This window comes from Thermoanaerobacterium sp. PSU-2, assembly GCF_002102475.1.
Lineage (GTDB): Bacteria > Bacillota > Thermoanaerobacteria > Thermoanaerobacterales > Thermoanaerobacteraceae > Thermoanaerobacterium.
In genome coordinates this window covers 181056-192967 of sequence record NZ_MSQD01000004.1, presented here as the reverse complement: position 1 = coordinate 192967, position 11912 = coordinate 181056, and the positions used below count along the sequence as shown (strand labels likewise).

Below are 11912 nucleotides of genomic sequence, written 5' to 3'. Positions count from 1 at the left end.
TCGCTGCCGGTAAAAATTTATAAAAGAGGTAGTCTGTTTTAAATGGACTATCTCTTTTTTGATTTTTATGATTATTAAAGGACATGTGTAAGGGATTAGGGTATAATAATATTAAAGTATTGTGATTAAGGTGATGAAATGGTTATAAAGATTAAGGAAGAATTCGCAAAAAAGATGAAGCTCCTTTTAAAGGATGATTTTGAGAAGTTTATGAAGGAATATGAAAACGAGCCATATAAAGCACTTAGAGTCAATACGTTAAAGATTTCAGTTGAAGAGTTCTTAAAAATATCGCCATTTAATTTATCTCCAGTGCCATGGTGTGATTCTGGTTTTTACTATTCTAACGATGATAAGCCAGGAAAGCACTATTACCATGATGTTGGTTTGTATTATATTCAAGAACCAAGTGCTATGGCGGTAGTAGAAGCCTTGAATCCTGTGCCAGGTGATATGGTATTAGATTTAAGCGCGGCCCCAGGCGGTAAGTCTACACACATAGCTTCAAAGCTCAATGGGGAAGGCTTATTAGTATCTAATGAGATAAGTTCAAAGAGAGTAAAAGTTCTTGCAGAAAATATCGAGAGAATGGGTATAAGGAATGTCGTAATTTTAAATGAATCACCTGAAAGATTAGAAAATAAATTTGCAGGATTTTTTGATAAAATACTCGTTGATGCTCCATGCTCAGGCGAAGGCATGTTTAGAAAAGATGAAACAGCTATAGACGAATGGTCTTTGGAAAATGTATTAAGCTGTTCACTTAGACAGAAAAAGATATTAGATAGTGCAGCAAACATGCTAAAGTCAGACGGAATTATTGTATATTCAACATGCACATTTTCGCCGGAAGAAAACGAAGGTGTAATCGACCATTTTCTAAAAAATCACGGTGATTTCGAATTAATAGAAATTTATAACCATGAGGGATTTGATAATGGTCATCCTGAATGGGTCAATGGATGCAGCGACTTAAAAAAATGTGTCCGCCTTTGGCCACATTCAATTAAAGGGGAAGGACATTTTATAGCTAAATTGAGAAAGAAAGGGAGTTTTAACGATGGCAACAAAGCAAGTAAGAAGCTTAACATAAAAAAAATTGCAGCAAAAGATCTTTTTTATGATTTTTCAAAAAAGTACCTTAAAGCAAGATTAGATGATTTAAACTTACACCAAATTGGTCAGCATGTGTATCATGTTCCTTATGAAATGAACTTATCAGGCTTGAAGGTTTATAAACCAGGATTTGATTTGGGACAATTTAAAAAGGAAAGATTTGAACCGTCACATTGGTTGGCTATGTCATTAAAAAAAGACGATGTAAATATGATTTATAATTTAAAAGGTGAAGAAATAGAAAGGTACATTCACGGTGAAACATTAAATGCTGATGTTGATGATGGATGGGTGCTTTTAACGGTAAATGGTTATTCGATAGGCTGGGGAAAAGCTGTAAAAGGAGTTATAAAGAATTTTTATCCTAAATCTTTAAGAAAATAAAAAAATTTTATTTTTGTATAAGGTGATGCATATAACTTTGCATCATCTTTTTTGTGTAATATTATTGCCTATGATTTTGAGTTTTTTATTTCTGATGAGAAAAAATAATGTGAAATTGGGAATAATAATTTTGTAAGTATTTTGGGATAAAGGAGATGTGTTTTTCTTGGAGTTGACTACTTTTTTACACATGATAATCGGAGCTTTGTTTACGCTTTTTTTACTTATGATTTATGATAAATTGAAAAGTAAAAGTAATCATTATGATGAAGAAGTAAATTTACACGATATTTTATTAAATCACGATGAGCTTAAAAAACACGCCCAAGAATTAGCACAAAACCACTACATAATGAGAGATACTAAGTTAAATTACATGCTTATACCTCGCATGAATAAAAGTTATAATTACATAAAATCCGTATACAAAAATATCAACATGGCAGAAAGGACGCAATCTATATCGCAAGATGCCGAATGGCTTTTAGACAATTTTTACATAATCGAAGAACAAGTTAAAGAAATAAGAAAGAGCCTATCAAAAGGCTATTATTCAGGGCTTCCTGGACTTAAGAATAGCATATTGAAGGGTTATCCGAGAGTGTACGCTATTGCCATGGAATTAGTGTCGCATACAGACGGGAAAATCGATGAAGATACAATTATAGATTTTATCAATGCATATCAATCGAAGTCGCTTCTATCAAGCGGTGAATTATGGGCTCTTGGACTTATGATAAAAATTGCTTTAATAGAAAACATAAAAAAGAGCTCTGAGAAAATAACCATAACTCAGAAACAGTGGAGCAAAGCAGATGAAGTAGCAAATATAATATTTTCAAATAAAAATATGGCATTTGACGATATTAAAAAGTTAATACATGATAAAGTAATGACTATTGGGAAGATTCCTACGTCTTTTTTTGAAAGATTGCTTCAAAGGATTAGGATGGAAGGCGATGATTCGAGGGTAATCGTACAGTATATCGATAGGATTCTTCAAGAATACGATACAAATATTGCAGACATTGTTGAATTAGATCATCAGATATTAGCCGCAAGACAAGTTTCAATTGGCAATGCAATAACAAGCCTTAAATACGTATCGACTTTGGATTGGTCTCAAATATTTGAGAAGCTTAGCAGTGTTGAACAGATTTTGCGGCAAGACCCTGATGGTACGTATGAAATGATGGATTTTGAATCAAGAGATTATTACAGACATCAGATTGAGGAAATAGCCAAAAGGTATAAAACATCTGAGACATTTGTAGCAAGGAAGGCTTTAGAGTGTGCGAGGGAAGTTTTAAATGACAATAGTAAGCCGGAGTATATAAATCATGTAGGATTTTATATAATTGGCAAAGGCAGAAGCATATTGGAAAGCAAGATAGGGCATAGGAAAAATTTTGTAAAAGTAAGTCGTGTCGTAAAAAGCCATATGGCCATTTTTTATATAGCATCTATAGTTGCTTTGACCCTTTTTGCGTCTGCTGCTTTATGGGCTTTGTTAATATTTAATGGTTTGGCAGCTATATATTCATTTATTCTGGCAGCTATTTCGATAATTCCTATAAGCGAATTTGTAATACAGGCAGTAAACTGGGCGATAATACACATTAAAAGACCTACGATAATACCTAAAATTGAATTAAAAAGTGGAATACCTAAAGAAGCCGCTACAATGGTTATAGTTCCTGTACTTTTGACAAGTGTAAAAAGAGTTAAAGAGCTTTTAGCACAATTAGAAGTAACATATATCTCAAATAAGGAGGACAACCTTTATTTTGCTATCGTAGGCGATTTTAAAGACGCAAACAAGGAGAAAATGGAGGATGACGAAGAAATAGTAAATACTGCTCTTGGTGGAATAAGAGAGCTTAATGAAAAATACGGTAGAGGAAAAGACATATTTTTCTATTTTCACAGAAAACGCGTATATTGTCAGACACAAAATGCTTACATGGGCTGGGAGAGAAAAAGAGGTGCTATAGTAGAGTTTAACGAACTATTAATGGGTTCAAAAGATACCAGCTTCTACATAAAAAGTGCCAATATCGATGACCTGCCAAAGATAAAATACGTCATAACACTCGATGCGGATACGAATTTGATCATGGATACAGCAAAGCGGCTTATTGGGACAATGATGCATCCGCTAAACAAGGCAGTTGTTGATAATGAGAAAAATGTAGTTGTTGAAGGATATGGGCTTTTGCAACCAAGGATAGGAGTCGATATTTTGTCTTCGTCAGCTACTGTGTTTTCTTCTATTTTTGCTGGCAATGGTGGCATTGACCCATATACAACTGCTGTATCTGATGTTTACCAAGATCTATTTGGAGAAGGCATTTTTACTGGAAAAGGTATTTACGATGTGGAAGTATTTAGAACTATACTTAAAGATTTAATACCTGATAATTCTATCTTAAGCCATGACCTTTTAGAAGGTTCTTTTGTAAGGGTTGGACTTGTGACTGACATACTGCTTATTGACGGTTTTCCGTCGAAATACAACTCATATATGATGAGAATGCACAGGTGGGTTAGAGGGGACTGGCAGCTTTTGCCGTATCTTTCAAAAAGAATTAAGACGAGACAAGGCAACCATATTGAAAATCCTCTTTCTATTATTTCAAAATGGAAGATAATTGATAATCTAAGGAGAAGCCTTGTTGCTCCATTTGCTTTGGCTTTGCTTCTTTTAAGTAACCTTGTGCCTTCTAAAAGCATCATCATGTACGGAGTGGTGATATTAGCTTTATTTGAACCATTTATGGCGGCAGCAATTGATGCAGTTCTGGAAAAATCAAAAGAGATGAGTAACCACAGCATTTTGCTTGCAAATAGCTTAAAAAATACATTTTACGCAAGCTTATTGCAGCTTGTATTTCTGCCTTATCAAGGATATTTAATGATAGATGCAGTGGTTAGAACTATCTACAGAGTTTATGTGTCAAGAAAAAATCTGTTAGAATGGGTTACTGCGGCTGATATGGAAAGGCAACTTAAAAATGATTTTATCAGTTTCTTAAAAAGAATGTGGGTGTCTATCCCTATTGGCGCTATTTTAATCTTGATGAGCATGTACTTTAAACGTGATATGCTGCCATACTCCATTTTAATTTCTTTGATATGGTTTGTGTCGCCGTACATTGCGTATCGGATAAGCAGTCCTATTGTTGAGCACGAGTTTGTGATGGAAGAAAGTGACATTAAAGAGCTGAGAAAACTGTCCAGGAAAATTTGGAGGTATTTTGAGGATTTTGTAACTGAAAATGACAATTATCTGCCTCCTGATAATTTTCAGTTAGATCCGTATGCGGGTATTGCCAGAAGGACTTCGCCTACCAACATAGGCTTATACTTGACTTCTACAATATCAGCAAGAGACTTTGGATATATCACTACTTCAGAAATGGTTGATAGAATAGATAAAACGGTCAGCACTATTGAAAAGATGGAGAAATGGCATGGACATCTTTACAACTGGTACAAGACAGATGACTTAGAGCCATTAAAGCCGTACTATATTTCTACGGTAGATAGCGGAAATCTCGTTGGGTACATGATAGCGCTTAAAGAAGGCCTTAAAAAAGTTCCAGACACACCACTAACTGAGAAATTGCCAGCAGGTTTATCAGACTTAATTGAGATCGTGAATGATGAATTAAAAAGTAAAAAGATAAAATATGAGATGCTTGAAGGAGATTACACCATTGAAGACTGGCATAGAAGCTTGAAACAACTTAAAGACAGCTTAAGCAGTATTAAATATAGTGATGATGATGGATGGTATATGAAAATTGTCGATACAATTGATTCTGATATAAAAGAATTGGAGGATCTTGCGCCAATTTATGATTATGACGAATATGAACAAATGCTTAAGTCAAACAAAGATATTACGCTAAATAATTTGAAGGCAATGTATGAAAAAATTTTAGAAATGCCGTCATCTGATAAAGAAAAGTTTATAAAGCCTTATGAAAATGTGAAGCATTTAATAGAAAAAGTAGAAGATTTGATAATTAGATTAAATATTCTTATAGAGAAAACAGAGTTTAGGCCATTGTTTGATGAGAAAAGGCAGCTTTTTTCAATAGGTTACAATATAGAAGATGAAAAATTGACTAAATCGTATTACGATTTATTTGCCTCTGAAGCAAGACAAGCCAGTTTTATAGCTATAGCAAAGAAGGAAGTAGACGCAAAACATTGGTTTAGAATGGGGAGAATGGTGACAGGAGAAAATGCTCACAGAGGGTTAATTTCGTGGTCTGGTACAATGTTTGAATATTTTATGCCGCTTTTGATAATGAAAAATTTTAAAAATACTATTTTGGATCAGACGTACAAATTTGTCGTAATGATGCAAAAAAAGTATGCAAAAAAATACGGGATTCCATGGGGAATATCGGAGTCAGGCTTTTACTCGTTTGACATTAAGCTTAATTACCAGTACAAAGCTTTTGGTGTTCCTTGGCTGGGGCTTAAGAGGGGACTATCTCGAGATGTTGTCATAGCGCCTTATGGTGCTATTCTATCACTTAGGGTAGATCCGAAATCTGTTGTTGAAAATATTAAAAGATTGAAAGACCTTGGAGTTGAGGGTAAGTATGGGCTTTATGAGGCTGTTGACTTTACGCCAGAAAGAATTCCTTATGGGAAAAAGTATGCTATAGTGAAAAGCTTCATGTCCCACCATTTAGGCATGAGCATGCTTGCGCTAAACAATTTTATAAATAAAAACGTGATGCAGGAAAGATTTCACTCAGATCCGTATATAAAATCTGTGGAAATATTGTTGCAAGAGAGAGTACCAGGCGGTCCAATGATTCTTAGAGAAGAAGTAGAGGCGCAAAAGGAATTTGAAGAGCAGAAAAAAGAAGAAGTAAAGGACGTTAGGATCGTAGAAGAGATAGATGACATCCTTCCTCAGGTGCATATTTTATCAAATGGAGATTATTCTGTCGTTTTGACGGATAGAGGAACGGGTTACAGCAAGAAGGAAGGAATAAACGTAACCAGGTGGAAAAACGCTTTAGATGAAATTCATGGGACATTTATATTCATCCAGAATGTAAACTCAAATACCACTTGGTCTACAACTTATGCTCCATTTTTTACAAAAGATGAAAAATATAAGGTCGTATTTAAGCAGGATATGGCTAAATTCATTAAAAAAGTCGGGAATATAGATACAGAAACGGAAGTCATTGTATCACCGGAAGACGATGTTGAAATAAGGCGTGTGACGTTAAAAAATCACAGCGATCATGATAGAGTGCTGGAAGTTACAAGCTATTTCGAACCGGTCTTAAGCGATATCAATGCAGACATTGCGCACCCTGCTTTTAACAAGTTGTTTATAAAAACAGAGATCTTGTTTGACAGCGACATGATAGTTGCAAACAGAAGACCCAGAGATTTAAAAAAGTCGTATTTGTGGGTTGCTCATGCTGTATACGTGGATGGTGGCGAGACGATAGGCGATACTCAGTTTGAGACAGACAGGGCTAAATTCATTGGCAGAGGACGGACATTAAGGAATCCTGCTGCCTTAGAGGCAGATAAACCATTGTCAAATTCAGATGGCTCTGTTTTGGATCCTGTCATGTCATTGAGAAAGAGGATTAAGTTAGAACCAAATGAAACGGTGAAAGTTGTATACATTACTGCTGTAGCAGAATCAAAAGCAGAAGCAGTCAAATTGGCTAATAAGTACAAAAATGCCAGTGCGACGGAAAGAGCCTTTGAAATGTCAATATCCAGAGGCAAAGTCGAATTAGACTACCTAAATCTTAAATCAGATGAATTATGGCTTTTCCAAAGTATGCTTCCACATATAGTATTTTCAAGCCACGTCAGGATAGCAAAAAAAGATACTATATTGAAAAACCAAAAAGGTCAATCTGGGCTGTGGGCATATGGAATATCGGGGGATATACCGATAGTGCTTTTGGAAATACGCAAAAAAGAGGAATTGCCTGTATTAAAAAAGCTTCTTAAGGCTCATGAATATTGGAGAATGAAAGGGCTATACGTAGATTTAGTGATTTTAAACAATGACAAAGGCGGATATATTGATTCATTGGGCGATAGAATCAAAGACGTGATAAATGGAAGTTTTGCATATAACATAATGGGGCAGTTTGGTGGAGTGTTTCTGATAAATAGAAGTAGTTTAAAAGAGGAAGATTACATTTTGCTAAATACAGTAGCAAAATTATCTCTTACTGCTGATATGCCTATTGAAAAACAAATTGAATATAATGAAGCAAAAAATATTAAAAAAGCTAAATTGCTTAATATAGATGAAAGCAACATAAGAAAGGCATATCCAGTTCCACTTAGAGAGAATTTGCAATTGCATTACAGCAATGGGTATGGTGGATTTTCTTTAGATGGACATAAATACGTTATAAATTTAGATGACGACAAGGTAACGCCTATGCCTTGGATAAATGTTGTATCAAACTATAAATTTGGATTTCAAGTTTCAGAATCAGGAAGCGGTTTTACATGGGCAGAAAACAGCAGAGAATATAAAATTACTCCATGGTCAAACGATCCTGTTTTGGACGAAGGCGGGGAGATTCTGTACTTAAGAGATGACTTTACAGGTGAATATTGGACGATAACACCAAAGCCGCTAAGGGATAAGGGACAATATGTGATTGAGCATGGATTCGGATATTCTTTATTTAAACATGGATGTTCAGGGATTAACCATGAGATGTTAGAGTTTGTGCCTATGAACGATACCGTTAAAATATCGCTTGTAAAGTTAAAAAACGTAAGTGGCGAGAAAAGAAGGTTGAGTTTGTATTACTTTATAAAACCTGTATTAGGCGTTTCAGAAAGCATAACATCGCCATATGTGGTTACAGAGATGAATGAAGAAATCGATGGGCTCTTAATAAGAAATGTGTACAATGAAGATTTTAAGGACAGGATTTCCTTTATAAGTTCATCTGTCAAAGTTCAATCATATACAGGAAACATGTCGGAATTTCTGGGATCTGATTTTGACACTAAACGACCCGAAGCATTAAAAATGGAATCTCTATCGAATAATGTAGGAATTGGGTTAAGCCCATGTGCCGCGATTCAAGTTGTTGTCGAATTAGAAGATAATGAAGAAAAAGAGCTGTCATTTTTATTGGGAACTGGAATGTCTTTAGATGATGTCAGACGTATTGTAAGTTATTACAAGAATATGAATAATGTAAAAGAGGCATTGAATTACGTCAATACGTTCTGGAACAACTTTGTCGGCACAATAAATGTAGCGACACCTGACAAATCTTTCGATTTGCTTTTAAATGGCTGGCTATTGTATCAGACTATATCATGTAGGATTTGGGCCCGGTCTGCATTCTATCAGTCCGGTGGTGCGTACGGATTTAGAGATCAACTACAAGATACTGTGAATGTTGTGTACGTTGCACCAGAGCTTACGAGAGCGCAAATATTAAATGCTTGTGCACACCAGTTTAAAGAAGGTGACGTACTCCACTGGTGGCATCCTGTAACCGACAAAGGAATACGCACGAAATACTCAGATGACCTTTTATGGTTGCCGTACGCTGTTGCGGATTATGTCTCCGTAACAGATGATACAAAAATATTAGATATACAAATTCCGTTTTTAGACGAAGAACCTTTAAAAGATGATGAAGATGAAAGGTATGGCAGACCTAAGGTATCAGATGAAACTGCCACAGTTTATGAGCACTGCATAAGGGCTATAGAACATTCACTGAAATTTGGACAGCATGGAATACCGCTGATGGGATCTGGAGACTGGAACGATGGCATGAATATGGTAGGCAATAAAGGAAAAGGTGAAAGCGTGTGGCTTGGTTGGTTTATGCATGTAACACTTAAAAAATTCTCTAAGATATGCATTGAGAAAAATGACCATGAAAGGTGTGAAAAATATGAAGGAGTTGCCAATGACATAATAAAATCAATTGAAGAATATGGCTGGGATGGAAGCTGGTATAGGAGGGCGTATTTCGATAATGGAATTCCGCTTGGTTCAAGTCAGAATAATGAGTGCAAAATAGATTCTATAGCGCAATCATGGGCTGCAATCTCAGGTGCAGCAAAATGGGATAGAGTGAAAGAAGCACTTGATGCACTTGAAAATTACTTGGTGGACTACGACAATGCAATAATTAAGCTTCTTTCGCCGCCATTCGATAAAGGAGATTTGAATCCTGGCTATATAAAAGGGTATGTGCCTGGTGTAAGAGAAAATGGAGGTCAATACACCCACGCTGCAATATGGGCTATAATGGCTTACGCAATGATTGGTGATGGCGACAAGGCTTATAGGCTTTACTCTATGATAAATCCTATAAACCATACAAGGACACCTATAGAAAACTCCAGGTACAAAGTAGAGCCTTATGTCATGGCAGCCGATGTATATGCCGTGGAGCCGAATACAGGCAGAGGAGGTTGGACGTGGTATACTGGTTCTTCAGGATGGATGTATAGAGTTGGCATTGAGCACATTTTGGGGTTTAAGAAAGAAGGAGATGCAATTGTCATCAATCCATGCGTTCCAAAAGATTGGGCGAGGTATAAAATAGAGTACATGTACAAAAATGACACGAAGTATGTAATCGAAGTGGAAAACCCCGAAATGGTCAACAGAGGCGTACGTGAAATTTCTGTAGATGGGAATGTAGTTGATGATAACAAATTCATTCTAAAAGATGATGGGAAGATACATCATGTTCTCGTGGTTATGGGAACGAAAGTACCTGTAAAAGCATAAAAATCAGCAGATGAAGTCTATCTGCTGATTTTTCTTATATGATTTATAAATGTGATTGACTTTTTGTAATATTTGTTATACTATATATATAACAGATATTACAGTGGAGGTGAAGGTGGACATTGCTGTTAAAGATAGAGTTTGAGTCAGATGTTCCCATATATACGCAAATAAAAAATCAAATAATAGAAGGAATAGCTTTAGGATTGCTTAAAGAAGGCGATGAGATGCCATCAATACGGCAATTGGCAAGTGATTTCGGCATAAATCTTCATACAGTGAAAAAGGCTTACGATCTTTTGAAAGATGAAGGATTTCTAAGCGTTCATAGAAGGAAAGGCTACGTTGTAACTAAAAATGCTTTTGCTGATGATAATTTTATCGAGAAATTGGAGAAAGATCTTCAGCCAATATTAGCAAATGCGTATTCAAGAGGAATGATGCAAGATGAAATATTGAAGATATGTGAAGATATATTGCATAAATTTAAAAACGGAGAATAGGAGGTCTTTTAAGTGAAGGGATTATATTTTATCAATCTTTTGATGCCATATTTCATATTAATCATAATAGGTGTTATTACGCCATTCATTACTCGCAAGACTATTGTATTTGGTGTTCATGTTCCTAAGGACTTTTTAAATGATAAGGAGCTTCAAAGGATTAAAACTTCTTATATAATAAATTTTTTGACTATAAGTTTAATCTTTTTGATTCTTGTCATCAGCAGAATGAGAAACATAAATTTTGCTGTTGGTGGTATTTTTGTTGAAGTAATCATTATGCTTGCAATGTATATGAAAGCCCACCATGAAATAGCTGCATTAAAATCTAAAAGGGAGTGGAGCAAGGGGAAAAAAGAAGTAGCAGTTGTAGACATAGATTTTAGAAAGGAAAAGATAGTTGTATCACCTTTATGGTTTTTATTGCCGGCAGCAATAGCAATTTTGACATTAGTTGTAGGGATATATATGTATCCGAAGATACCACAAAGAATACCAATGCATTTTAATTTTCGAGGTGAAGCAGATTCATTTGCTGATAAGTCAATTTTGTCAGTGTTTTCAATATGCATAGTACAGGCGTTTATGACAGGTTTGATGTTTTTTGCATTCAAGATGATTGAATTAGCTAAACAACAGATAGATCCTTCGGATCCAGAGATTTCAAAGGAAAAGAATTTAAGGTTTAGGAGAATATGGTCGGGTTTCGTTGTGTTTACATCTATTCTAATCAACGCTATGTTGATGGTAACAGCGTTTATTATGTACGGAGTAGGTAAGGGTTGGCAAAATATTATGGCTATTTTTTCATTGTTGTTGGCATTGATCATAACAATCGCTGTGATAATCTTATCTATAAAGACTGGTCAAGGTGGTGAAAGGATAAAAATAGGCAAAGAAAATGAGAAGTCGACGTCAGTTGATAGAGACGACGATAAATATTGGAAAGGAGGGCTCATTTACTACAATCCTGACGATCCAGCGTTGTTTGTAGAGAAGCGATTTGGCGTAGGCTGGACTTTCAATTTTGCAAGGCCAACAGCGTGGCTATTTGTATTGGCAGTTATATTGATAATTTCAGTGATAGCATTAATAAAATGATTAGAAAGGATGAA

General features: G+C 35.4%; 4 protein-coding genes. All 4 read left to right on the top strand.

Translation table 11 applies throughout. The features are described 5' to 3' along the window. Positions 1 to 138 precede the first annotated feature (138 nt). Entirely contained in the window at positions 139 to 1500 is a 1362-nt protein-coding gene (locus BVF91_RS05010; protein ID WP_085112372.1) for an RsmF rRNA methyltransferase first C-terminal domain-containing protein, read from the top strand. 190 nt (positions 1501 to 1690) lie between these two features. Next, positions 1691 to 10294, top strand: coding sequence for a glycoside hydrolase family 94 protein (locus BVF91_RS05005; protein WP_502688653.1), 8604 nt, complete (start codon positions 1691 to 1693; stop codon positions 10292 to 10294). Positions 10295 to 10416: 122 nt separating this feature from the next. Then, positions 10417 to 10797 (top strand): GntR family transcriptional regulator, encoded by a 381-nt coding sequence (locus BVF91_RS05000; protein ID WP_085112370.1) that lies wholly within the window; start codon positions 10417 to 10419, stop codon positions 10795 to 10797. Positions 10798 to 10809: 12 nt separating this feature from the next. Continuing rightward, positions 10810 to 11898, top strand: coding sequence for a DUF1648 domain-containing protein (locus tag BVF91_RS04995; protein WP_143588972.1), 1089 nt, complete (start codon positions 10810 to 10812; stop codon positions 11896 to 11898). The last annotated feature ends 14 nt before the right edge of the window (positions 11899 to 11912 follow it).